The organism is Pseudonocardia sp. ICBG601 (genome assembly GCF_020496245.1).
The window spans coordinates 1-23,917 of sequence record NZ_JAHLJA010000178.1 but is presented as its reverse complement, the minus strand read 5'-3'; the positions used below and the strand labels follow the sequence as shown (position 1 = coordinate 23,917).

22 protein-coding genes, 1 tRNA gene and 5 pseudogenes are annotated in these 23,917 nt (G+C 67.8%); 11 read left to right on the top strand and 17 right to left on the bottom strand.

Going from position 1 to position 23,917, the window contains the following annotated elements:
- Positions 1 to 253: 253 nt before the first annotated feature.
- A complete protein-coding gene (locus KPL57_RS57550) occupies positions 254 to 1,477 on the top strand; it encodes an ISAs1 family transposase (protein WP_226351754.1) in 1,224 nt (407 codons plus the stop codon).
- Here the strand turns inward: KPL57_RS57550 and KPL57_RS57545 are convergent.
- Complete coding sequence (locus KPL57_RS57545; RefSeq protein WP_226358550.1) at positions 1,474 to 1,755, bottom strand: hypothetical protein; 282 nt, start codon at positions 1,753 to 1,755, stop codon at positions 1,474 to 1,476. The two genes, KPL57_RS57550 and KPL57_RS57545, sit on opposite strands and share 4 nt — an antisense overlap.
- A 667-nt stretch (positions 1,756 to 2,422) precedes the next feature.
- Between KPL57_RS57545 and KPL57_RS57540 the strand changes: the two genes are divergently transcribed.
- The 4 genes and pseudogenes from KPL57_RS57540 to KPL57_RS57525 form a co-directional block, all read left to right on the top strand.
- Positions 2,423 to 3,187 carry a transposase family protein gene (locus KPL57_RS57540; RefSeq protein ID WP_226350834.1) on the top strand — a complete coding sequence of 255 codons (765 nt, stop codon included), beginning with the start codon at positions 2,423 to 2,425 and terminating at the stop codon, positions 3,185 to 3,187.
- Positions 3,188 to 3,976: 789 nt separating this feature from the next.
- Positions 3,977 to 4,579 carry an NUDIX hydrolase gene (locus KPL57_RS57535; protein ID WP_226358549.1) on the top strand — a complete coding sequence of 201 codons (603 nt, stop codon included), beginning with the start codon at positions 3,977 to 3,979 and terminating at the stop codon, positions 4,577 to 4,579.
- Positions 4,580 to 5,494: 915 nt separating this feature from the next.
- Positions 5,495 to 6,145, top strand: a complete 651-nt coding sequence (locus KPL57_RS57530) for a transposase (RefSeq protein WP_226351147.1) — start codon at positions 5,495 to 5,497, stop codon at positions 6,143 to 6,145.
- A 155-nt stretch (positions 6,146 to 6,300) separates the two neighbouring features.
- Positions 6,301 to 6,678: pseudogene (locus KPL57_RS57525) on the top strand (transposase family protein); the annotation flags it as partial.
- On the opposite strand, the gene KPL57_RS57520 reads toward KPL57_RS57525, so the two are convergent.
- Together KPL57_RS57520 and KPL57_RS57515 are read right to left on the bottom strand one after the other, a co-directional pair.
- Complete coding sequence (locus KPL57_RS57520) at positions 6,666 to 7,361, bottom strand: transposase (RefSeq protein ID WP_226358548.1); 696 nt, start codon at positions 7,359 to 7,361, stop codon at positions 6,666 to 6,668. The pseudogene KPL57_RS57525 and the gene KPL57_RS57520 overlap by 13 nt on opposite strands.
- Before the next feature lie 287 nt (positions 7,362 to 7,648).
- Positions 7,649 to 8,558, bottom strand: a pseudogene (locus KPL57_RS57515) (IS5 family transposase); the annotation flags it as partial.
- Between the two features lie 147 nt (positions 8,559 to 8,705).
- Here KPL57_RS57515 and KPL57_RS73230 point away from each other — a divergent pair.
- Both KPL57_RS73230 and KPL57_RS57505 read left to right on the top strand, forming a co-directional pair.
- A complete protein-coding gene (locus KPL57_RS73230; protein ID WP_374203944.1) occupies positions 8,706 to 8,981 on the top strand; it encodes a helix-turn-helix domain-containing protein in 276 nt (91 codons plus the stop codon).
- Positions 8,887 to 9,796: pseudogene (locus KPL57_RS57505) on the top strand (IS5 family transposase); the annotation flags it as partial. The gene KPL57_RS73230 and the pseudogene KPL57_RS57505, both read left to right, overlap by 95 nt.
- Positions 9,797 to 9,981: 185 nt before the next feature.
- On the opposite strand, the gene KPL57_RS57500 reads toward KPL57_RS57505, so the two are convergent.
- The gene (locus KPL57_RS57500) at positions 9,982 to 10,779 is read right to left on the bottom strand and encodes a transposase family protein (protein WP_226351139.1); all 798 of its coding nucleotides are present in this window, start codon (positions 10,777 to 10,779) and stop codon (positions 9,982 to 9,984) included.
- Positions 10,780 to 11,112: 333 nt separating this feature from the next.
- Here KPL57_RS57500 and KPL57_RS57495 point away from each other — a divergent pair.
- Positions 11,113 to 11,256: pseudogene (locus KPL57_RS57495) on the top strand (IS3 family transposase); the annotation flags it as partial.
- Positions 11,257 to 11,323: 67 nt separating this feature from the next.
- Here the strand turns inward: KPL57_RS57495 and KPL57_RS57490 are convergent.
- The 10 genes from KPL57_RS57490 to KPL57_RS57445 all read right to left on the bottom strand — a co-directional run bounded on the left by KPL57_RS57490 (position 11,324) and on the right by KPL57_RS57445 (position 17,219).
- On the bottom strand, positions 11,324 to 11,659 hold the full coding sequence (locus KPL57_RS57490) for a transposase family protein (RefSeq protein ID WP_226358547.1): 336 nt from the start codon (positions 11,657 to 11,659) through the stop codon (positions 11,324 to 11,326).
- Positions 11,660 to 12,127: 468 nt separating this feature from the next.
- Positions 12,128 to 12,200: transfer RNA gene (locus tag KPL57_RS57485), tRNA-Ala, on the bottom strand.
- 346 nt (positions 12,201 to 12,546) lie between these two features.
- Positions 12,547 to 13,059, bottom strand: coding sequence for a hypothetical protein (locus KPL57_RS57480; RefSeq protein WP_226358546.1), 513 nt, complete (start codon positions 13,057 to 13,059; stop codon positions 12,547 to 12,549).
- A 12-nt stretch (positions 13,060 to 13,071) separates the two neighbouring features.
- Positions 13,072 to 13,446, bottom strand: coding sequence for a hypothetical protein (locus tag KPL57_RS57475; protein WP_226358545.1), 375 nt, complete (start codon positions 13,444 to 13,446; stop codon positions 13,072 to 13,074).
- A 114-nt stretch (positions 13,447 to 13,560) separates the two neighbouring features.
- Positions 13,561 to 13,977 carry a hypothetical protein gene (locus tag KPL57_RS57470; protein ID WP_226358544.1) on the bottom strand — a complete coding sequence of 139 codons (417 nt, stop codon included), beginning with the start codon at positions 13,975 to 13,977 and terminating at the stop codon, positions 13,561 to 13,563.
- A gap of 54 nt (positions 13,978 to 14,031) precedes the next feature.
- On the bottom strand, positions 14,032 to 14,562 hold the full coding sequence (locus tag KPL57_RS57465) for a hypothetical protein (protein ID WP_226358543.1): 531 nt from the start codon (positions 14,560 to 14,562) through the stop codon (positions 14,032 to 14,034).
- Positions 14,563 to 14,829 (bottom strand): hypothetical protein, encoded by a 267-nt coding sequence (locus tag KPL57_RS57460; protein ID WP_226358542.1) that lies wholly within the window; start codon positions 14,827 to 14,829, stop codon positions 14,563 to 14,565.
- The gene (locus KPL57_RS57455; protein WP_226358541.1) at positions 14,826 to 16,046 is read right to left on the bottom strand and encodes a DUF5047 domain-containing protein; all 1,221 of its coding nucleotides are present in this window, start codon (positions 16,044 to 16,046) and stop codon (positions 14,826 to 14,828) included. Before KPL57_RS57455 ends, KPL57_RS57460 begins: the two co-directional genes overlap by 4 nt.
- Before the next feature lie 35 nt (positions 16,047 to 16,081).
- On the bottom strand, positions 16,082 to 16,891 hold the full coding sequence (locus KPL57_RS57450) for a hypothetical protein (RefSeq protein ID WP_226358540.1): 810 nt from the start codon (positions 16,889 to 16,891) through the stop codon (positions 16,082 to 16,084).
- A 1-nt stretch (position 16,892) separates the two neighbouring features.
- Entirely contained in the window at positions 16,893 to 17,219 is a 327-nt protein-coding gene (locus KPL57_RS57445; protein ID WP_226358539.1) for a hypothetical protein, read from the bottom strand.
- Between the two features lie 224 nt (positions 17,220 to 17,443).
- Between KPL57_RS57445 and KPL57_RS71130 the strand changes: the two genes are divergently transcribed.
- Positions 17,444 to 18,871, top strand: coding sequence for a prolyl oligopeptidase family serine peptidase (locus KPL57_RS71130; protein WP_226358538.1), 1,428 nt, complete (start codon positions 17,444 to 17,446; stop codon positions 18,869 to 18,871).
- On the opposite strand, the gene KPL57_RS57435 is transcribed toward KPL57_RS71130, so the two are convergent.
- Positions 18,780 to 20,456, bottom strand: a complete 1,677-nt coding sequence (locus KPL57_RS57435) for an IS1634 family transposase (protein WP_226350710.1) — start codon at positions 20,454 to 20,456, stop codon at positions 18,780 to 18,782. The two genes, KPL57_RS71130 and KPL57_RS57435, sit on opposite strands and share 92 nt — an antisense overlap.
- A gap of 98 nt (positions 20,457 to 20,554) precedes the next feature.
- Here KPL57_RS57435 and KPL57_RS57430 point away from each other — a divergent pair, with 98 nt between their 5' ends.
- On the top strand, positions 20,555 to 21,025 hold the full coding sequence (locus KPL57_RS57430; RefSeq protein ID WP_226358537.1) for a S9 family peptidase: 471 nt from the start codon (positions 20,555 to 20,557) through the stop codon (positions 21,023 to 21,025).
- Between the two features lie 27 nt (positions 21,026 to 21,052).
- Positions 21,053 to 21,962, top strand: a pseudogene (locus KPL57_RS57425) (IS5 family transposase); the annotation flags it as partial.
- A gap of 20 nt (positions 21,963 to 21,982) precedes the next feature.
- Here KPL57_RS57425 and KPL57_RS57420 read toward each other — a convergent pair.
- Both KPL57_RS57420 and KPL57_RS57415 read right to left on the bottom strand, forming a co-directional pair.
- A complete protein-coding gene (locus tag KPL57_RS57420) occupies positions 21,983 to 22,870 on the bottom strand; it encodes a TrmB family transcriptional regulator (RefSeq protein ID WP_226358536.1) in 888 nt (295 codons plus the stop codon).
- A gap of 121 nt (positions 22,871 to 22,991) precedes the next feature.
- Positions 22,992 to 23,720 carry a FadR/GntR family transcriptional regulator gene (locus tag KPL57_RS57415; RefSeq protein ID WP_043280180.1) on the bottom strand — a complete coding sequence of 243 codons (729 nt, stop codon included), beginning with the start codon at positions 23,718 to 23,720 and terminating at the stop codon, positions 22,992 to 22,994.
- Between the last annotated feature and the right edge of the window lie 197 nt (positions 23,721 to 23,917).

The window sequence follows — 23,917 nt, the reverse complement described above, 5'->3', positions numbered from 1 at the left end:
TGTGACTGCAATAAGTCTCTCGATGATGCCAGCCTGTGTGCCTCTAGGAGTTGTTCCAGTCCTCGCGACGTCGCGCCCACTCGATCTGTTCAGCAGAGGGCCGGGGCTGGCCATGTACCAGGGCCCCGGCAAAGTCGTGATGGGTGGGTCCTGAGCTGCGGTGACGTGCGGGGTGGGTGCGGACACAGGCTTGGCGTGATCATGAGGGTGTCGAATCCTTGCTCACGTCAGGAAGCCTGTGTCCGCAGTGTCAGTGTCTCCGATCGTTGCTGCTCTGGAAGGCCTGGAGGTCGGTCCTGACGCGGGGAGAGCCGCGCCGGTCGGTGAGGCGGCGGGGTTGTCGCTGGTGGAGGCCCTGTCGCGAGTGCCGGACCCGCGGAAACCACGCGGTGTCCGCCACGGTGTCCTCGCGGTGTTGCTACTGGGGGCGTGCGCGGTGTTGGCGGGGGCCCGGTCGTTCACCGCGATCGCCGAGTACGCCCATGACGTCGGCCGCGCCGTGCTGGACGTGCTCGGGGTGGGCGCGGTCGCTCCGCACGAGTCGACCATCCGCCGGGTCCTGCAACGGGTCGACGCCTCGGCGCTGGAGGCGGCGTTGCAGTCCTGGGTGTTGCCCCAGCTCAGCGCCCAGCCGGCGGCGGAGGGCACACCCCGGCGAGAACAGCGCCGCGTGCTGGCCTTGGACGGCAAGACCCTGCGCGGCGCCCGCGTCCGTGCCGCCGACGGCAGGGTCTGGCTCCCGCATCTGGTGTCGGTGCTCGACCAGACCAGCGGTGGCGTGCTCGGCCAGGTTCAGGTCGCAGAGAAAGGCAGCGAGATCACCGCGTTCACCGCGCTGCTCGACCCCCTCGACCTCGACGATGTACTGGTCACCGCGGACGCTCTGCACACCCAGCGAGCCCACGCCGACTACCTACACCGCCGCGGCGGGCACTACCTGATGACGATCAAAGCGAACCAGCCCACGCTGCTGGCACGGGTACGGGCGCTGCCCTGGACCCAGATCGGCGTCGCTGATCGTCAACGCGGGCGTGGGCACGGCCGCGTCGAGACCCGCACGATCAGCGTGGTCAGCCTGCACCCCTGTCCCGACCTGGGCGCAGAGTTCTTCCCCCACGCATCCCAGGCGATCAAGCTGGTGCGCCGGCGTCGCCCACTGCGGCCTGGCGGGAAGTGGAGAACCGAGACCGCCTACGCGATCACCAGCCTGACCAGCACCGACGCCGATCCAGGACTGCTCGCCCGCTGGATCCGTGGGCACTGGTCGATCGAGAATCGCCTGCACTGGGTCCGTGATGTCTGCTTCGACGAAGACCGCGCCACCGCCCACACCGGTCACGCCCCGCAGGTCATGTCGGCGTTGCGGAACCTCGCGATCACCGCGCTACGCCTGCACGGCGTCAGCAACATCGCCGCAGCACTCCGCCACCACGCCCGCGACCCCCATCGACCACTGACCACCTACAAGATCATCTAGCGACTTTGCCGGGGCCCTGGGCCATGTACGGCGTCCATTTCACGCACCATCCTGGCTAGGATCGCGTACTCGTCCTCGTCAACCTCGGTCACGAAGTTGTGCTCGTACACGCTTTGATTAGCCACCGTTCGCTCTCGTTCGACCCATGAAATCCAATAGTAGTTGGGCATCACATCCTCAATTTTTCCAGGGTGATCTTGGTACAGCGGAACATCTAGATCACGCGGCGGTGTGTACTTGACCAGTTGTCCCACGCCCAGGCCTTGCTTCTCGGTCATGTCCACATCATATACCTTAGAGCTCGACGTGCGCAGTATTCAACGACTAGATGCTCGCTGGCAGCTTCTATGACACGTCCATCTCCTCATGCGACTGAGGCCTCAGTCCATGTATCCGCCAATCCGTCGACAGGGAATGCCGTGATAACGCTGGAATCACCCACTACAACTTCAATCGTCTTACCTGGCCGGAAAGTCCAAGAGTAGCGAGTCCCCTCTGGCCGTGAGTTTGGCACGCCTCGATCTATCGCCTTCGACATCGCCGTGACGGCTTCCGCCCAGTTGGGAACATTATGCTTCACCTCAATGTGGACCGCACCGGTAGTCGTTCCGTTTCCACACAAGATCGGAGCAGGGTCTCGCCGGGCCGGCACATACTGAAAGAACTTATCCTGCACGTCTCGGGGAACAGTGGCTCCCTGCCCCGGGGCAACGTTGGTTGCACCACAGGCGACGACGGCGTCATTAGCGGCTGCCATAGCATTCGATGCATTTACAAGCAGGCCGGACGTCATGAGCACGATAACAGCTGCTGACAAGGAAAGCTTGAGGCTTATTCAGGCCCCGTGAAATAACGATCTAGCCCGGCGTGTCAGGTTGGGCGACAGCCCGTCCATCGCGAATATTGGTTTGTCGAATCAATCCGAGATGAATGGGCTGTCGCAGTATGTACTATACCACTGGCTTTCGGCGTGATGAGATTCAGGATCTTGCCGCTCTGGTGCATGAGCAGGATCAGCGGAACGCGACTGGCCTGCGACGGCCTTGGCCGCCGATTCTGGGATTGTTCTGGTCGGTGGTGATCACGTTGGCGTATCTGCGCGGGAATCGTGTGCAGTGGGAGTTGGCGGAAACCTATGGGGTGTCGCAGTCGACGGTTAGTCGAGCGATCGCGGGGGTGACACCGTTGCTGGCGCAGGCGCTGCGGAGTGTAGTTCCGACTGCGGAGGAGCTTCGTGCCGATCGGCAGTACATCATCGATGGAACCTTGCTGCCCTGCTGGTCATGGACCGCCGTACCAGGTCTGTGGTCGGGCAAGCATCGCACCACCGGCGTCGTCGTCCAGGTCGCAGCCACCCTGGAAGGGCAGCTGTCGTGGATCTCCGACCCGACCCCAGGCTCCCGACACGACCTACATTGCCTCGACCAATCCGGCGCCCTCGACCACCTCGCCACATACCCACCGATCGGCGATAAAGGCTACATCGGGCGCGGCATGCTCACCCCGTTCAAAAAACAACCCGGCCGGGAACTTCTCGACTGGCAGAAAACATTCAACAAGAGCCTCAACCGCACACGCGCCACCATCGAGCGAGTCATCGCCCATATCAAGTCGTGGAAAGTTCTCCACACAGACTACCGCCGACCCTACGCCACATTTAAAACGACGATCTCGGCAGTCATCGGACTCATCTTCTACGCACTTACCTGACGGAGCCTGAATAAGCCTCCTTGTGCTTCAAAGTTGTCGTCTTCATGAAACTCCTCCAGTTCGACTAATCCATCTGATCGGCCTGCTGCTCGGAATGTGGTTCATGAGATCGGGCTGCGTTAACAGGATTCGACGCCATCGAAGCGGCCCGGAGTCCCCTGGATTGGGAAGGCGTGAGAAACCTGCTGTCCGGGTTTGGCGATAAGACACTCGCTGTCCGGAGCGAACGCAATCAGGAACTTGACGCGTTGAGTTACCGCGCAGTTGTTGGTGGCCCGGACGTCTGTGTTACGAGTCCCTCCTTGTCGAGGGAAACGTCGACGCACGCAGGTGGAGGCGCTTGCTCTGTCCGAGCCTGCTTGCCGGAGGGGTTCCGATTCATGATGAAGCCGTCAGGATCGACCGACTTGTCCACGATATACCGATCACCCCGGGGTGTGGCGATGAACGTTGTGCCGTCCGGCTTGGTCAGTTCTACCTGTTCACTGGGAGGCTGGGGCTCATCTCCCTGAGCTGGCACTGAAAAGCCCAGCACCATTGATGAGGTCAGTGTCAGCAGAATTCCGGTGCACTTGCGCATCGTTACCAATCCTTCGGCCCGAGATTACTGGCCCTGGACGGGCCCCTGCCTGCAAGCGGGTCTTCAGGAGCCCGTTCCCTGGCTGGGAGGGATGTCGTTGCGACGACGACATTGGACCGGTTTCAGTAACCGGCGCAATAGAGGCAGAATGCTCATTACCTATACGGGCTAGTGACGTCAACCATGTGAGCTATAGTTGTCGACTTTACGTGAGCTCCTACGCTAAGCAGCTCTGGTTCTTCTGGGCGATGGCCCCGCCCCTCGCCCGGGCAATCGATGTCGCAGACTGGACGGCATTCGTGATCATCGACGGGTGGATCTGCGCCCGATCCGCCCTAGCCCGGACACGACGGGCAAGGGCGCGTCGCGGCAGTGCAGACCACCATGATCGCCAGCACCTGGCCAAGCTGCACCGGCGCAATGGCCGCCGGGAAGCACCTGCTGGACTCCTCGAACCGGACGAGACCTTCGAGCAAGGCGTCGTCGGAGGGATCTGCGAAGAGACCGGCGTGACTGCCGTCGTTGACGACCTCGGCGGGGTCTACAAGAACACAACCGTCGGCGTCGTCGTCGAGATCGTCTACCGCTGCCGCTTCGTCTCCGGCGCACCGACGGCGACCGCGCAATCACAGCGAGCCGAGCAGCTCATGGCCAGCGAAGTCGAAGAGCGCATGATGCCCGCTTACGCTGTCCGAGCCCTCGACATGCTCACCACAGAACGCCGTTCACGGGTCCACGACGGACCCATCGCTCATCCCGCTTTACCTGCATTAACCGCACCGTCGGGCGGCCACAGCGCTCCCTGTGTCTAGATTCTCCACTCAGTATCAAGATGGCGCCTACGGCGCCGCTGCGTGCGAGCCCACCTAGTTTTGAACCGCCCACGACCACGGCCTTGTTCTATCCTCGCCGTTACCGCATCTGCCCGAACGGAGCTTTCGAGTGAATACCCCGAAATTGATACAGGCCACCGTTGACCTCAAGATTCTAAAGGTGGCCGGCACCTGGGAGCCAGATACCGCCGAGCGGACTGCAGCTTGGGAACTTTACGTCGAACTCGTTACGCGAGTGGGCGTGGCTCCGTTATTCAATGGCCTGTCCCGAGAAGCGCTAGATAGCCTGTACTCACTATTCCGCGTCACTCGCGAGATCCTCGTGCGCAACGGTCCGACAGTCGCTCGTCCAAAAAACGACAATAGACTCAGCTTTGGCTACCTTGCTGTCGGAATGCTCAATGTGCTGCTGCGTCCATTTCTGTCTTACTGGCACCCAGAGCTAGCGAGCTGGGAGACCCGCCGAGCCCTTGACGTGTCAATCCGAGATCACGAAAGAAGCTGGGAGCGAGATCTCGAGTTCAGGGAAGCTCTCGCCGAGCTCCAGGTCAGCATGCGAGAATTCGTGACGGCGATGGCCAATGCCTGCAATGTGCCCGGGGGCTTATTCACAAGGGAGTAATTCTGTTGATCTGCGGAAGCCGTCACCGGCGATTTTGTCTCGATACCGGCACGGCGGTGTGTCGCGCTTGAAGTGCAACAGCCCTTGCCGGTTTGTTCGGTGTTCCCAGGCATCGAACGAGGATCGGCGAAGAGCTGTTGCGATTCAAAGCTATGACAGGGTTGGACGATAGACAACTCACCGATCTGGTGGTGAGAGTACACGCCCGATGCGGCGGCAAGTTCGTTTCTGCAGGTAGGCCTGTTGCGTTGGGCTTGTTCCGGTCAGTGGCCATGGTGGTGACGCTGATGCGCAAGAACGTGACCCAGGACTTCGCGGGCGCGATCTTCGGGGTCAGCCAGTCCACGGTCAGTCGCCGCTGGGACCTGCTGCGCCCGGTGATCGGCGAGGTCCTCGCCGACGTCGTGCCCGACCCGCGGGAGGTCCTCGGAGGCGGAACAGTGCTGGTCGATGGCACCGTGTGCCCGACGTGGGACTGGAACGCAGTGTCCGACCTGTTCTCGGTCAAGGCCGGCTACTCGGGCATGAACCTGCAGATCGCCGCCACCCTCGACGGAGTCCTCGTCGCGGTCGGCGAAGTCCCGATTCACGGCGCCCGCCACGACGCACATGCCTACGCCGCATCCGGGCTGGCGGAGCGTCTGCGCGATCTCCCGTCCGTCGCCGACCTCGGCTACATCGGCGTCGAGGGCATCAACACGGTCCCGCACAAGCGATCCCCCGGTATCGACCTCGACCCCAGCCAAGTCGAGTTCAACACCGCCCTCGGCAGAATCCGCGCAGCCGTCGAACACGCCATCGCGCACCTCAAAACATGGCGCATGCTCAGCGAAGAAGGTGGCCGATACCGCTACCCCATCAGCAAATACGAAAGCACAGTTGCGGCAATCGTAGGCCTCTACTTCTTTGCGGCTTATGAATAAGCCTCCCGAAACGATGCGGTTCCACTAGGACTCACTGAGCCTTTCCCAACCTGTTTGTGCTGGTCAGGGGTGTGAGGTGCGTGGCTTGTCGTGAGATGGGTGGGGCTCCTGGTAGACGGATAGCTGTCGCGCCACCGCCTACCGAGGAGCCCCGCGTGTTGTCCTACCCATCCGGGATGTCGATGTCCACTCGCACGGTTCGTGTCCTGGCCGGGCTGCTGCGCGGACATCGTCGCCGGATCGGGACCCGGTGGCGGCTCCTGACCCCGGCCCGTCAGGCCCTGCTCGTGCTCGCGCACCTACGTAAGGGCGAGACCTACACCGACCTGGCCAGCGGATTCAGAGTCGGGAAGTCCACGGTGTCCCGGTATGTCGCCGAGGCGATCGGGCTGCTCGCTGCGCTCGCGCCGACCCTGGAGCAGGCCATCACGGTCGCGGCCGGGAAGGCGTTCGTGATCCTGGACGGGACGCTGCTGCGTATCGACCGGGTCGGCATGGGCTCGGGCTATGACCGGGCGTTCTATAGCGGGAAGCCGAGAACTTTCCACGACTTGATATGGGCGATGACTCGCTCGATGGTGGCGCGTGTGCGGTTGAGGCTCTTGTTGAATGTTTTCTGCCAGTCGAGAAGTTCCCGGCCGGGTTGTTTTTTGAACGGGGTGAGCATGCCGCGCCCGATGTAGCCTTTATCGCCGATCGGTGGGTATGTGGCGAGGTGGTCGAGGGCGCCGGATTGGTCGAGGCAATGTAGGTCGTGTCGGGAGCCTGGGGTCGGGTCGGAGATCCACGACAGCTGCCCTTCCAGGGTGGCTGCGACCTGGACGACGACGCCGGTGGTGCGATGCTTGCCCGACCACAGACCTGGTACGGCGGTCCATGACCAGCAGGGCAGCAGGGTTCCGTCGATGATGTACTGCCGATCGGCACGAAGCTCCTCCGCAGTCGGAACTACACTCCGCAGCGCCTGCGCCAGCAACGGTGTCACCCCCGCGATCGCTCGACTGACCGTCGACTGCGACACCCCGTAGGTTTCCGCCAACTCCCACTGCACACGATTCCCGCGCAGATACGCCAACGTGATCACCACCGACCAGAACAATCCCAGAATCGGCGGCCAAGGCCGTCGCAGGCCAGTCGCGTTCCGCTGATCCTGCTCATGCACCAGAGCGGCAAGATCCTGAATCTCATCACGCCGAAAGCCAGTGGTATAGTACATACTGCGACAGCCCATTCATCTCGGATTGATTCGACAAACCAATCTTCGCGATGGACGGGCTGTCGCCCAACCCGACACGCCGGGCTAGATCGTTATTTCACGGGCCCTGAATAAGCCTCCGAGTGTCACGTCCTCGACGGTTAGGATTAGCACTACGAGGCAGATAGTACGTCAGCAGATAGACACGCGTCGACAGCGCACTCAGGCCACTGCGAGTCTCCCGCACGGCGGCACATGCCCAGTTCCCGAACAGAATCACTAACCGGCCGGAGAAATCTGGATCTGAGAGCGTGTTTGGAAATTCTAGTGGGTTGAGGGTGTCGTGTGTTTCTGCTGGCGGGTGGCGGGGTATCCACGGGCGATGCGGCGGGTGATGGTGTTGATCGCGGCCCAGCGGATCATGGCTTCGGATGTGGTGGGGTGGCGTTCGTAGTCTCGGGCCAGGCGTCGGTGTGCGGTGAGCCAGGCCAGGGTCCGTTCGACCACCCACCTTCGTGGGAGGACGGTGAATCCGCGCTGCTCGGGTGGCTTGCGGATGATCTCGATCGTTGTCTGCAGGATCGTGGCGGCCCAGTCGAGCAGTCGCCCGGCGAAGCCGGCGTCGGCGTAGACGAACCGCACCCTGGTGCGCAGGTAGAGGTTGAGCAGGATCGGCTTGGCGCCGTCGCGGTCCTGTACCGAGGCCGAGCACACCATCGTGGTCAGCAGCAGACCGAGGGTGTCGGTCACGATGAACCGTTTCCGTCCGCCTGTCTTCTTCCCGGCGTCGTAGCCGCGGGAGTCCTGGCCGACGGTGTCGGCGCCCTTGACCGACTGGGAATCGATGATCCCCGCACTCGGCTCCGGATCACGGCCCTCGGCGATACGTAACTGCCCCCGCACGACCGGGAGGATCTTCTCGGTGACCTTCTGCTGTTCCCACTGGTTGAAGTACCAGTAGACGGTCTGCCAGGGCGGGAAGTCCACCGGCAACGCCCGCCAGGCACACCCGGTCCGCACGACATACAAGATCGCGTCCAGCACGTCCCGACGAGCATGAGCAACAGGCCGCCCCCGCCGCGCGAGCGGCGGTAACAACGGCTCGATCACCACCCACTGGGCATCACTGGTGTCCGAGGGGTACCGGCGCGGTCGTTCCTGCATGCCGACCACGATGGAGCACCCCAGCCGTGTCGACCATCCCGACACACCCACCATTTCCAAACACGCTCTGAGGACCGGCTCGGAACCGCGTTTCTTGACTGGGTCAGGCCATAGAGGCGATGGGCAGCACCAGCAGTACCAGGCGCGCTCAGGCGGTCGTAGCACTTGATCTTGTTGTTCGGCGAGGAACAGGATCATGACGTGCGGAAACTGTTGACTTTGGCTGATCGGGAGGAGATCTCCCGGGGGTTGGCCGCTGGCCGGCGGTTGTGCGACATCGCTGCGGTGGTGGGGCGGGATCGGTCGGTGATCTCTCGTGAGGTCGCCCGTCACGGCGGCCGGGCCGGCTACCGGGCGGGGCCGACTGAGAGCGTGTTTGGAAATGGTGGGTGTGTCGGGATGGTCGACACGGCTGGGGTGCTCCATCGTGGTCGGCATGCAGGAACGACCGCGCCGGTACCCCTCGGACACCAGTGATGCCCAGTGGGTGGTGATCGAGCCGTTGTTACCGCCGCTCGCGCGGCGGGGGCGGCCTGTTGCTCATGCTCGTCGGGACGTGCTGGACGCGATCTTGTATGTCGTGCGGACCGGGTGTGCCTGGCGGGCGTTGCCGGTGGACTTCCCGCCCTGGCAGACCGTCTACTGGTACTTCAACCAGTGGGAACAGCAGAAGGTCACCGAGAAGATCCTCCCGGTCGTGCGGGGGCAGTTACGTATCGCCGAGGGCCGTGATCCGGAGCCGAGTGCGGGGATCATCGATTCCCAGTCGGTCAAGGGCGCCGACACCGTCGGCCAGGACTCCCGCGGCTACGACGCCGGGAAGAAGACAGGCGGACGGAAACGGTTCATCGTGACCGACACCCTCGGTCTGCTGCTGACCACGATGGTGTGCTCGGCCTCGGTACAGGACCGCGACGGCGCCAAGCCGATCCTGCTCAACCTCTACCTGCGCACCAGGGTGCGGTTCGTCTACGCCGACGCCGGCTTCGCCGGGCGACTGCTCGACTGGGCCGCCACGATCCTGCAGACAACGATCGAGATCATCCGCAAGCCACCCGAGCAGCGCGGATTCACCGTCCTCCCACGAAGGTGGGTGGTCGAACGGACCCTGGCCTGGCTCACCGCACACCGACGCCTGGCCCGAGACTACGAACGCCACCCCACCACATCCGAAGCCATGATCCGCTGGGCCGCGATCAACACCATCACCCGCCGCATCGCCCGTGGATACCCCGCCACCCGCCAGCAGAAACACACGACACCCTCAACCCACTAGAATTTCCAAACACGCTCTGAGGAAGCGGCGCGGGTCGGGCGGTCCCGGCCGAAGATGTTCGCGGTGGACCGGTCACCGCGGCTGCGGGAAGTAGTGACCGGGTTGTTGCAGATCGGCTGGTCCCCGGCCTCGATCGCGGGCCGTCTGCCCCGGCTCTATCCGACCGACGAGACTGAGCCTTTCCCAACCTGTTTGTGCTGGTCAGGCGGTGGTGATCATGAGGGTCTGGATCGCTGCGACGAGCTGAGCAGCCTGGGAGGGGCTGGAGCGGATCTTGCGGAGGATCTTCCAGTTCTTCAGCTCGGCGTTGACCCGCTCACCCGGTGCCCGCCGTCGGGCGTGAGCGGCGTTGACGGCCTTCTGATTCGCTGACAGGGGCCGGTACCGGCCGGTGTCGAGATCGCGGCGTCGGCGTCGGTGCGGGACGGTGATCGCGGGACCGCCGCCCTGGTAGGCGGTGTCAGCGACCGCCCGCACCCCGGTGGTGTTGACCGCGTCGATGATCCCGTGGATCCGGGCAGCGCCCATGTCGTGCCGTGCCCCCGGTAGCGGCGGGGAGATCCACACCAGCCGACCCGCGGGGTCGGCGATGACCTGCACATTCAGCCCGTGACACTTGTGCTTCCCGCTATAGAACGCCCGGTCATAGCCCGAGCCCATGCCGACCCGGTCGATACGCAGCAGCGTCCCGTCCAGGATCACGAACGCCTTCCCGGCCGCGACCGTGATGGCCTGCTCCAGGGTCGGCGCGAGCGCAGCGAGCAGCCCGATCGCCTCGGCGACATACCGGGACACCGTGGACTTCCCGACTCTGAATCCGCTGGCCAGGTCGGTGTAGGTCTCGCCCTTACGTAGGTGCGCGAGCACGAGCAGGGCCTGACGGGCCGGGGTCAGGAGCCGCCACCGGGTCCCGATCCGGCGACGATGTCCGCGCAGCAGCCCGGCCAGGACACGAACCGTGCGAGTGGACATCGACATCCCGGATGGGTAGGACAACACGCGGGGCTCCTCGGTAGGCGGTGGCGCGACAGCTATCCGTCTACCAGGAGCCCCACCCATCTCACGACAAGCCACGCACCTCACACCCCTGACCAGCACAAACAGGTTGGGAAAGGCTCACTTACCGGGTGTCTCACGAGGCGATCTACCAGTGGGTCTATGCCACCCCAGGGCCCCGGCAAAGTCGCGATAGGCGGCGGTAGTCGCCCCACGCGGCCTTCTGATTGCCGCGCTGCACCTGCCCGGGACCAGCTATAGCGCCGAGCGGCGGCGCAGCTGCGCCGCTTGTCACGGCTCGCCACAAGATCATCTAACGACTTTGCCGGGGCCCTGCGGCGGTGGAAGACCCGCATTGAGCTGGCCAATGCGATCTTCGAGTACCTCGAGATCTGGCACAACCGGCGCCGCCGACACAGCGCCCTGGGCTGGCTCTCACCGCTAGAGTTCGAGACGCAGAGCAAGATCGTCGTGGCCTAGAGATTCCAGCTACGCGACTCCGCAGAACCCGGGGCATCCCAGATGCCTCCACCGAACCCAGGGCGAGTCAATAGCCCGAGCCCATCCCAACCCGGTCAATCGAGAGCAGCGTGCCGTCGAGGATCACGAACGCCTTGCGCCGGGCTACGTCGAGGGCCTCGTCCAGGCTCAGCGCGACCGTGGCGAGGACGTCGACGCCCTCGCGGACGTAGCGGAACACGGTCGTGGTCCCGATGCCGAATCCACCGGCCAGCACGGTGTAGGTCTCGCCCTTGTTCAGGTGCGCCAGCACCAACAGCGCCTGCTGCCCGGGCGGGAGCCGGCGCCATCGGCTGCCGAGGTTCTTGCGGTGCCGGCGTAGTGCATCGGTGAGGGTGTGCAGGGCGCGGTTGGACACGGGCATCGATGACGGGTAGACAAGCACCGGTGAAGCTCCTGGTTGGCGCGGGTTGATCTAGGCAATCACCCATCTACCAGGAGCTTCACCTAGTTCGGCGACACCACGCCGTGGCCCGCCCAACCTCATGATTACCAGGTTGGAAAGCGCCCACCAACCGCTGACCCCATTACCGGCCGACGACGCCGAAACGATCATGAGACGCCCGCGGCCACACCCCAGCGCCGTACCGCACCCAACCGCAATAAACCACGCCAGATTCGCCCGAACGACACAACGATCGTGGAGCAGAACCCTGACCCCATTTCGCACCGTGGAGCAGCGTGCTCCACGATAGCTCCACAATGAGACCACAGTGAATACAACCATGATCAACTAAGACGATCCTCTTATGATCAAGGTTTGGGACAGAACCGCAGGTCAAACGCGAAGCAGGCGGCACCACCAGTAGATGATACCACCTGCTCCGAAGGGTGGAGCTGAGGGGATTCGAACCCCTGACCCCTTGACTGCCAGTCAAGTGCGCTACCAGCTGCGCCACAGCCCCTTGCGACATGAAGAACACTACACCGGCCGGTTTCCGGCCCGGAAAGGGGGGTGCCCCTCCCGGCGTCGCGCCCTACCGTCGACCCCGTGCAGCCCTCTGACATCGGACGACTGGTCACCCTCGGTCCCCCTGCAGTGTCCCCGGACGGCGCGCACGTCGCCGGTCAGCCCACACAGTCCCCGGTCGGTGGGCGAGTAGAGGTCGCCGTAGACCTCTTCGTCGCGGGCCCGCAGGTGCCCGTAGCGGCGGTCCGCCGGGGCCGCCCACGCCGACACCGGGAGGGTGTCGGCGCCGGGCAGCTCCGCCGGGGCCCCACCGATCAGGGCCAGCGGCTTGCGCTCGGCCATCAGGCCAGCGCGATCGGGGTGAGCGAGTTGAAGTTCAGCGCTGTCGCCGAGGTCGCGTAGCCGACGAGCTGCACGACCTGTCCCGGCCCGGACGGCGCGGTGGCCGTCGCCCCGCCCGGTGTCGAGGCCGACAGGTAGTTCCGGCCCGGGGTCAGGTCGGTCACCTGCGTGTCGGTTCCCTCGAAGTAGACCGTGGCTGCGGTGTCGGCGTCGGCCGCGGACAGCACGAAGCCGTGGGCTTCCTTGCCGGTGGTGGACGCGTCGGCCTTCCGGGCGCGGGCGGCGCCGTCACCGGCTGGGTGGATGTTGACCAGGTCCCCGGCGGCGAGGGCTTCGCTGGCGGTGACCTGGGCGGTGTCGGCGCCGAGCCCGACCGGGAGCATGCTCGCGTCGAGGCGCCCGGTCGGGTCCAGCGCGGGAATCTTCCCCGAGTCCGCCGCGCCAGCCGAAACCGTGGACGCCTCGCGCTCGGTGAGCGTCCCGGCGTTGTTGTGCAGGTACTTGTCGGCCATGTCTAGTCCTTTCTAGGGATGGTGCAGCCGGATGGATGGCTGCCGGTGCAGGAACGCCCTGGTCGGGGCCGTGGCGGCTCCGACAGGGGCGGCGAACAGGGCGTCCGGGGCGGTCGGGACGGTCTGGGTGAGCCGCCCGCCCGCGCCGAGGTAGAGCGGCCCGGTCACCCACGACCAGGACGGCTCGTCGGTTTCGCCGTGGATCAGCAGCGGGACCTGGGCGCCCGCTACGGCGGCGCCGAGGGTGAGCCACAGCGGGGCGTGGAGGTGGTCGAGGTCGGTCAGGTCGGCGTAGACCAGGCCGTCGCGGGACGGGGTGACCAGGCGGTGCCCGGACAGCGCGTACGCGGCGACCCCGCTGCTCCGCAGGTGTTTCGACCTCCACACCCGCGCGGCCCGCGACGGGGGCGAGCGGGGCGGGCGGGCCGGTGTCGGAGCCGACGAGTACCAGGTCGGTGTCCGGGGCGGCGTCGACCACGACCACCGAGGCGTCGGGGGCGGTCACCGGGCACCCCCGGGGGCGTCGGTCAAGACCAGCAGTGGCGCGTCGACCAGGCGGAGTGTGTAGGTGCGGCCGTCGCGGCCTGCGCCGGGGTGGCGCAGGTCCACGTGCAGGTCGAGTACGCGTTCAGCCGCCAGGGCAGCGGTGCGCTCCGGGGACAGGTGCAGCTGCACGGTCGCGGTCCGGGCGCCGCCAGCCAGCCGCGTCGCGCCCAGGATCAGCGCCGCACCACCAGCGGCGAAGTCGATCACCGTCGCGGCGGTGCGCGGGTCCACGGCCCGGGCGGTCACCGACCAGCCCCCGGCGTCAGGGACGTCCAGGTCGATCGGGACCCCGCTGACCAGGACCGCCCAGCGCGGCGACAGCCAGGTCGTCCCGGCCAGGACCGGCGGCGCAGGGCTGGTGTGGGTGGCCACCCGATCCCTCCTCTCAGGTCTTTCCTGCATGACATGTCTTTCAGGGTTCCCTGGTCAGGGTCGTATCCAGGTCATGGACACGAACGTGGTCTGGGCGACGTCGGTCGCGATCTCGTAGTCCCCCGACCCGGTCCGGTAGGTGCCGATGTTGATCGCCTGCCCGGACTCGAACCGCCGGGTCCGGGTCGCCACATAGGAGCCGCCCGACCCCGACTGGTACGACGCGGACTCGGCGTAGCGGGTCGTGGTCGACCCGGCGGCCAGGATCGCGAAGAACTGCGTCTGCCCGGTCCCGCCCTTCGCGACCCGGCATCCGGCGTCGATCCGCCACACTCCGCCGACGGTGAAGGTGAACCGCCGGTTCGAATCGCTGCGGGTCACCGCCGGGGTGGTGTCCATGACGAACTCGAACGGGATCAGCCCCCAGGAACCGGTCGGGAACTTCGCGGCCTGCCCGCAGGTGTAGTTCGCGAACCGCACCCCGCCCGCCTCGACGTCCTCGGCGAGGGCCTGAAGCTGCGCGGGCCCGTTGGGTGGGTCGGTCGAGGCCGGGTAGCGGTACCCGAAGATCGGCGTCTCAGGCATCTATTCCTCCTGCTCAGGTGGGGTACGGACCCGGCCGACGATCACGTACTCGCTGCCGAGAGCGACCAGCAGCACCGTGCGGTCCGCCGCCAGCGAGGAGACCGCGTCGTGCAGCACCGCCAGGTCCAACAGCGGCTGACCGGCGACCTCGACGGTGTTGGCCAGAGTGTCGGCGTTGAACGCGGTCAACCGGCCCTGCGTAACCGGCAACCCGGGCTTGGGCCGGTCGAACAGCGGCGACAGGTCACCGGGCGGGGTGAAACTCACGGGCGGCGCCCCCCTTCATCGGGGGCGACGTAGGCCTGCACCCGCGCCCCCCGGGTGGAGACCGTCATGTCCCCGCCGGTCAGCGAGAACGTCAACGTGTCGATCACGTGGCGTTCGACGACGATGCGGTCCCGCAGGCCGGGGATCGGCGGATACCAGTCCCCGGGGCGCTGCTCGGGGAAGCGCACCGCGATCAGGTCCAGCGGCTCCAGGGTCGGGTCCGCGGGGATTTGGAACGACAGCGACGAGGGCAGCCCGCGGATCTTGTTGACCCAGGTGTCGGCGGCGGCCTCGCACTGGGCGGTCGTGCGCAGCAGCGGCGACGAATGCCGCCGCAGAATCCGCCCGAACTCCCCGTACCAGGACAAACCGCGCTGCCCGCGCAGCGAGCCCCCGGCCCCGTCGACGGTCTTCGCCGCCCACGGCGGCGGCGCCTCGGTCGCCTGCTCCCCCGACACCCGAGCCGAGGTGTACACCCCGTCGCGGGAGATCTGACGGGACAGTTTCCGCAGGCCACCGCCCGACCCGGCGGTGATCGTCCGGATCGGGGTCAACGCCGGGTCGGCGGCGTCGACGTCATCGGAGACCAGGGTGAGCCGACCCCGGTAGTCGAAGAACGCCCGCTTGCCGTAGCGGTGGGCCAGGTTCGCGATGTGGTCGGCGAATGGTTCCTCCAGCAGCGTCTGCGACCCGACCCGGGCGCTGGTCAGCGAGTAGTCGGCGAGGATGACCCGGTCGCGGTCGGCGACCTTCGCCGGGAACGCCCCGCCGTAGCGGGAGAACCACGACGCCTGGCTGCCGTAGAGCAGGGCGGAGAAGAACTCCTGGTGAGAGGCGGTGCGCGGCGCAACCCACGGGTGTAGCGCCTCGGTGTCGGCGACCTGGGCCATCCGGTCCGATCCCGAGATACGGACCACGCCCCGCTGCTCCTGGGTCACGGTCTCCACCCGGAAGTAACCCAGGGCGGTCCACTCGAACACCCCGCCCGCGACCTCGACGCCGTACTCAACGAACACCTCCGACCCGTTCGGGACGATCCATCCCCACCGGGCAGCGACGGTGATGTCGAGGGTGGAACGGACCCGCGCCGAGGAATCCATCCGCACGTCCCCACCGAGCAGGTCCAGCGGCTCCCCCTCCGGGGACAGCGACTGGGTGAACGCGTGCGGGACCGCGATCAACGTCGCCCGCGCCCGCGCGGAGTGCGAGGACCGCACGATCTCCCGCAGCCGGGTCGAGGTCGGACGCGCCGTCAGTCCTCCACCACCACATCACCCGCGATCGCGGGCAAGTTGACGACATCACCCCAGGTCGCAGCCGCCTCCACCAGGTCGGACCAGGACTGGTAGCTGCGGATCACCGTCTGCCAGGTCGACGTCGCGCCCGCGTAGTGATAGCTGGGTTCGGCGACCTCGTGCAGCGCGATCGTGGTGTAGCGGACCTCGGAGTCGTGGCGGCCCTTCTTCTCGGACTTCGCGCTGTCGATCTGGAAGTAGACCGACGGCAGCCCGAGACGGGTCTCATCGGCGTGGAGCATCATCACCCCGCCCACCGACAGCGCCCGGTCCAGCTCCCGCCACGCCTCCCACGTCGCGGTACGCACGGTGAACTCAAACCGCAACGACCCCATGACCTCCCCGACCGCGATCGGTGCCCGCGCGGCCAGCACATCGAGCAGCGCGCCACGCCCATCCCGATCCGGGTCGGTGTAAGCCACGACCACCACGCGCCGGTTCAGGAACGGAAACCCCAGCCACTTGATCCAGGCCTGGTCGAACACCGACGGGGCGACCTCGACCGGGTCCTCCCACGCCCCGGTCGACAGGCGGGCGGCGTAGCGCAACAGCGGGCGCCCGTCGGGGCCGGGCGGCCAGTCATGGTGGCGGACCTCCGGGGTCGACCCGGCGTTGACCGCGACATGCCAGCCGCCGCGCACCATCCGCGCCCGGGCGTCCCCGGCCCGCCAGTAGTGGAAGTCCACCCACTCCACGCCCTCACCCAGGCCGTCGCAGCCCATCGCGACCGCACCGGTGTCCGGGTCGAACGCGCACCGAAACGCCACCTCAGACACCCCGCCCCGCGCCGACCCGGCGCCGCGTACGCCGGTGCGCCTCGTCGATCTCGCTGCGCACCAGCCCGGTGAACTCCTTACCGTCGATCAGCACCGTCACCGACACCCCCGGCGCCGCGACCTGCGCCGCGGCCCCGGCCGCACCCGCGCCGACCAGCGGCACCGCGCCCGCCCCGGACGACGCCCGGACCGCAGGCAGCGCCGCGTCCACCGCAGCATCCGACAGCGCCCGAGCCGCCGCAGCGACCTCGCCGGTGTTCGCGCTGATCCCGACCGCGACGCCCTCGGGGATGAACCGGCCGACCTGATCGCGGAACACCCGTCGCGGTCCGCCGCGTCGACCTCGGCGCCAACCGGTACCGGACGGCGATCTGGCTCACGCCGACCGACGGCAGCAGTCCGCCGCGGCGGCTGACCGGCTCCGAGCACGGTGACTCCTCCCCCGCCTGGGCACCGGACGGGACGCGGCTCGCCGTCGTCACGGGGCGCGACGGCGGCGGCGGACAGCTGCGGGTACTGCCGATCGGCGTCCCGGGCGAGCCGGTGGTGGTCTGCGAGCGTCCGGAGGGGATCTCCGAGCCGGTGTGGTCGCCGGACGGCACCCGGATCGCGTTCGTGTCCCGGGAGCGGGCGGCCCGGTGGGCCACCGGCGACGACGACCGGGCCCGCGAACCCCGCCGGATCGACCGGCTGTTCAGCCGGCTGGACGGGGAGGGCTGGATCATCGACCGTCCGTCGACGGTGTTCGTCGTCGACGCCGGGGGCGGCGACCCGGTGGCCGTCGCGGGCGGGCCGTACGAGCACTCGTCGCCCGCCTGGTCGCCGGACGGGCGGACCCTCGCCGTCGTCGCGGACCGCGAGCCGGACTGGGACCTGGACGAGACGGCGCGGATCTACCTCGTCGACGCGGCGGGCGGAGACGCGGCGGGCGGAGATGCGGCGGGCGGAGATGCGGCGGGCGGCCGCGAGCCGCGGCTACTCACCCGCAGCGGGCGGCACCACACGCACCCGTCCTGGGCGCCGGACGGCACCCGGCTGGCTACCCTGGCGTCCGACGACCACCTGGCATCCCCGGCACACGCGTCGCCGGCGTTGGTCGACGTCGCGACCGGGCGCGAGGACGTCCTGGCGACCGGCATCGACCGCACCTGGCGGCCCTTCCCCGGCGCCCGCGCCCCGATCTGGGACGACGGGCACCTGCTGGTGTCCTGTGAGGACCGCGGCGGGGTGCACCTGTACCGGGTCGCGGCCGACGGACCGGGTGCGGGCACCGCGGAGGCGCTGCTGACCGGCGCGCGGGCCGTCGCCGCCTACGACCGCGCCGGCGGGAGCACCGTCGTACTGGTCACCGACCACGACCACCTCGGGGAGCTGCACGTCACCGACGGCGGGTCGCTGCGCCGGCTCACCGCACTCACCGAGCCCTTCCACGACGCCGTGCCGCGCGGGCGCACCCCGTACCGGCTGGCCGTGCCGTCCCCGGCCGGGGACGGCGACATCGACACCTGGGTGCTGCTGCCCGACGAGCCCGCCACCGGCGCCGGCGGCCGGCTCCCGGTGCTGCTGTCGATCCACGGCGGCCCGATGACCCAGTACGCCGACGCCTGGTTCGACGAGTTCCGGCTGTGGGCGGGCGCCGGCTACGCCGTCGTATGGTGCAACCCGCACGGATCGACCGGCTACACCCAGGACCGGGTACGGGCGATCCGCAGCCCGCTGGCGGAGACCGCGCCCGGGACCGGCTGGGGCGGGATCGACGCCGACGACGTGCTCGCCGCGCTCGACGGCGCCCTCGCGGAGTTCGACCAGCTCGACCGGGAGCGGGTGGGCGTGCTCGGCGGGTCCTACGGCGGATACCTCCTGACTTCGGTCACTTGTCTTAGTGCTTCGCCGCGGGCTGACGGAGCGCGTCGAGGAGGGCCTGTTTGTCGGCGGGGACGGCGGGCGGGAAGGTCTGCTGGGTGCCGTTGATGGCGATGGTGGCCGAGCGCAGTGGTCGGAGCTGGCGGACGACGTTGCGGATGGTGAGCCCGGTGCGGTTCTGGATCTCGCGGGCGACTGCGAGGGCGGTGAACACGATGGTCAGGTGCGCTTCGATGGACTGGCGTTGGTGGTGGAACATCGGGCGGGCGCGTAGGTCGGTTTTGCTCATCCGGAAGGACTGCTCGACGTGCCAGAGGTCGTGGTAGTCGCCGATGATCTCCCCGGCCGCTGCGCCGCCGGCCGGGATGTTGGTCACGTAGCCCTTCAACCCGACCAACCGGTATGCCCGAGCCAAGGAGGCCTCGTCCAGGGCGCGGGAGCCGTTGGTGACCTTGACGAACCGCGGTGTGCGCGCGGGCTTCTCGCCGGCGATGACCTCGCGGGCCCGGTTCTCCTGCAGGGTCAACGTGCGCCGGTCCCGGACGGCCCGCTTCGTGGAGTAGGCCCAGACCGCCCGCCAGGATCCCGGATGCTGGTTGGGGTTCCAGACGGGCTCGGCCTTGACCTTCGGGCTGTTCTCGCTGCGCCCGGTGCGGCGGTCGCGTGGTGTGAGGGTGTCGATGATCTGCCCGTCGACGAAGGCGTCGCCGTGCCAGTGGAAGTGCGACTCCAGGTCAACCGGGGCCTTGGTGAGTCGGGAGCCGACGATGAACCGCAGGCCGGCCTCGTCGAGGTCGCGCAGGTTCGCGGCCGAGAGCATCCCTGCGTCGGCGACCACGACCATCCCGCCCGGCTCGACCGGCAGCTGGTGTCGGGCCCGGAAGGCCTCGATGATCGGCAGGATCGTCGCGGTCTCGGTCTTGTTGCCCTCGAAACAGCCGATCTCGAGGGGGAACCCTGCGCGATCGACCAGCAGCCCGACGACGACCTGCGGGTCGACCCGGCGTTCCTTGGAGAACCCGACCTTGCGCAGGTCGTCCTCCTTCTCCGCCTCGAAGTAGAGGGTGGTGACGTCGTAGAGACACAACGACACATCCCCACTGCCACGGGCGTGGGTGAAGCAGGCCCTCGCGATCTCGTCGCGGTAGCTGCGCCCGGTGCAGCGCAGCAGGGTGCGGCGCATCGTCTTTTCGCTCGCCGCGGTGACGCCCAGACCGGCCAGCACCCGACCGGTGTCCAGGATGGACGTGGGCTCGACGATCCGGGCGATCACCAGGTCGCGGAACGTGTCATCAGCGACCTCTGCGAACCCGAGGCCCGCGTAGACCTCGGCGAGGATGTCGAACAGCACCCGCGACCCGGTCGTGATCACCTGCGGCGCACCCACCCGCCGGGTTGTGGTGCTCGGGGCGCGCCGCGGCATCTGGCCGAACAGCCCCTCCTGCGTGGCACCGCCGGCCGCGGTGGGCGCGATCAGCTCGGCCCGCCGGGGTGACGGCGCGACGCCCAGATCCAGGGCCTGCTGTGCAGCGTCGTCGATCAGCCCACGGGCCTGCTCGACCAGCAGGCCCAGCTCGGCCTCGGTGTGCGCTGACCCGACATGGGCCACGATCCGTCGATGGCCCTGCACGGACTCGGCGATCTGGACCGCGGTCGCCCCGGAGGCCGTCCGTACCCGCCTCACCCACGCCACCTGACCGAGCGTAGAGCACCGAATTAGTGCCTCACACCGCTCCCGCGCAAACACATCACCGCAGCTCAGCGCAGTACAAGCTGCGAAACCAGGCTCGGGTGACCAAAGTCAGGTCCTACGGCGGATACCTCACTTCGTGGCTGGCCGCGCACCACTCCGACCGGTTCGCCGCCGCCTGCAGCGAGCGGGCGGTGAACAACCTGGAGTCGCTGGACTGGAGCTCGGACGTCGCCGGGTGGTTCAGCCACGAGCTGGGCCGCTCGTGGCTGGACGCGCCGGAGGAGTACCGGCGGATGTCCCCGCTGCACCACGTCCGCGGCATCGACGTACCGATGCTGATCCTGCACTCCGAGGACGACCTGCGGTGCCAGGTCGAGCAGGCCGACGCGTTGTTCGTCGCGCTGCGGCTGCTCGGGCGGCCGGTGGAGTACTGGCGGTTCCCGGAGGAGAGCCACGGGATGTCGCGTGACGGGTCGCCGCGCCACCGCGTCCAGCGGGCGCAGATCATCCTCGACTTCTTCGGCCGGCACCTCGGCGGGCGCAGGCCGGCGCAGGTGCCCGCGGGCTAAGGTCTCGGGCTGAGAGCGTGTTTGGAAATGGTGGGTGTGTCGGGATGGTCGACACGGCTGGGGTGCTCCATCGTGGTCGGCATGCAGGAACGACCGCGCCGGTACCCCTCGGACACCAGTGATGCCCAGTGGGTGGTGATCGAGCCGTTGTTACCGCCGCTCGCGCGGCGGGGGCGGCCTGTTGCTCATGCTCGTCGGGACGTGCTGGACGCGATCTTGTATGTCGTGCGGACCGGGTGTGCCTGGCGGGCGTTGCCGGTGGACTTCCCGCCCTGGCAGACCGTCTACTGGTACTTCAACCAGTGGGAACAGCAGAAGGTCACCGAGAAGATCCTCCCGGTCGTGCGGGGGCAGTTACGTATCGCCGAGGGCCGTGATCCGGAGCCGAGTGCGGGGATCATCGATTCCCAGTCGGTCAAGGGCGCCGACACCGTCGGCCAGGACTCCCGCGGCTACGACGCCGGGAAGAAGACAGGCGGACGGAAACGGTTCATCGTGACCGACACCCTCGGTCTGCTGCTGACCACGATGGTGTGCTCGGCCTCGGTACAGGACCGCGACGGCGCCAAGCCGATCCTGCTCAACCTCTACCTGCGCACCAGGGTGCGGTTCGTCTACGCCGACGCCGGCTTCGCCGGGCGACTGCTCGACTGGGCCGCCACGATCCTGCAGACAACGATCGAGATCATCCGCAAGCCACCCGAGCAGCGCGGATTCACCGTCCTCCCACGAAGGTGGGTGGTCGAACGGACCCTGGCCTGGCTCACCGCACACCGACGCCTGGCCCGAGACTACGAACGCCACCCCACCACATCCGAAGCCATGATCCGCTGGGCCGCGATCAACACCATCACCCGCCGCATCGCCCGTGGATACCCCGCCACCCGCCAGCAGAAACACACGACACCCTCAACCCACTAGAATTTCCAAACACGCTCTGAGGTCGCGGGGCCGTGCTCAGCCGGCCCGGCTCCGGCCGTCGTCCCCGTCGGGGTCGGTCTCCGGGCCGACCGAGCGCGGTGCACCGTCGGCGGCCCGGACCGGCTCGCCGACCGGCTCGCGCAGCCGTCGCAGGGCGGGGTCGTCGGCCCAGAACTCGTCGAACCCGTGCTCGGCGAACCGTTCGGCGACGCGGTGCATCGCGATGTCGTGGCGCACGTAGAGGTGCGCGAGCAGCACCGCGGCCGGGTCGTCGGTGTAGAGGCCCCAGGTGCGGTCGGCGGTGAGGCCCCCGATCACGGCCTGGTCCCGGTCCGCGCCGACGACGAGCATCCGCCGGCCGAGGTTGTCCTCGACCGCCGACGGGGCCGAGTAGCGGTGCTCGGTGTGCCAGCCGACCGGGTCGTCGTCGACGCCGAAGACGACCGTGGCGACGTCGACGCCGTGCTCCTCGGCTCGGCGGACCGTGGGCTTGAGGGTCTCGACGTCCTCCGGCCAGCCGAGCACGTACAGCTCGGAGCGGGCCGCGGCGGCGACGTCCTCGGCCCGTTCGAGCAGCATCCGGCGCTCGGTCAGCGAGTGCACCAGCCGCACCTGCGGCGGCGCGGTCAGCCGCGGGATCTCGTTCTGCAGGATGCCCAGCGTGCGGTCGAAGTCGCGGCGCATCCGCTCCAGCAGCGTCGCGGGCGGCAGCGGGACGTAGCCGGTGCCCTCGGCGGCCCGGACCTCGAATGCCGCGCCGCGGCCGACGAGCTTGCCCAGCGTCTCGTAGACGGTGCTGCGCGGCACCCCGGACCGCCACTTCGCCACCTCGTACCCGTTGACCGCCTCGCCCGCGCTGACCAGCGCCACGTAGGCCTTGGCCTCGTAGCCCGACAAGCCCAGTCGCTGGAGCTCTTCCGTCACCCGACGTACGGCCATTACAAGATCATCTCAATCGTTCGTCACCGCCCCGCGACATCTCGCCGCGCCCACTCCCCAGGTCGATCGCGGGCGACCGATCGATACGCCCGAATCCGCACCATCATCACAATCGTTGATCGGGCGCGCGCGTCACGCCGGCCCGCATCGCCGCATCCGCCTCACGGAGGATCTCCCGCATGGCCGCTCCGGCGGCAGGGGCGTCACCCGCCCGGACGGCGTCGGCGACGTCGCGGTGCAGCCGGATCGCCTCCGGTTCCGGACGACTGGGCATCAGGTGGTGCCGGGTCCGCCCGGCGAGCACCTCGGCGACGACGTCGCCCAGCGCCGCGACCATCTCGTTGCCCGAGGCCGCGAGCAGGGTCCGATGGAAGAGCTGGTCGGCCTCCAGGTAGGCGAACAGGTCCCCGGCGCGGCCGTGCGCGGTCATGTCCATCACCGCACCGACCAGCACCCCGCACTGCTCCGGGGTGGCCCGGTCGGCCGCCAGCTCGGCGGCCAGCGGCTCGACGCCGCAGCGCAGCTCGGACAGCGACCGCAGCTGCTCGTCGCGGCCCGGGCCGTCGAGCCGCCAGCGGATCACCCTGGGGTCGTGCACGTTCCACTGCCCGCGCGGGGAGACGGTGGTGCCGACCCGGCGCCTGCTGCGCACCAGGCCCATCGACTCCAGCACCCGCACGGCCTCCCGGACGACGGTCCGCGACACCCCGTAGCGGTCGCCCAGTTCCTCGGCCCGTAGGACCTCGCCGGGGCCGATCGTGCCTGCGGCGATCGCGGTCCCGAGCCGGTCCAGGACGTCCGCGTGCAGTCCCGTGCCCTCCGTCGCGCCGCTCACGGTCGAATCGTGCCACCTCACGATGCCGAACACCGGAAAAGGCATATCTGAACCGATCCTGTGTTGAAAAAGTAATACTTATGACCGACCCTGGACCCACAACGGCCCGGGTACTCCCGGTCCGCGTGCCGATGCCGCCACACCGTGAGGAGCCGATGCAGTGACGCAACAGCCGGCGACACAGCAGCCACCACCCG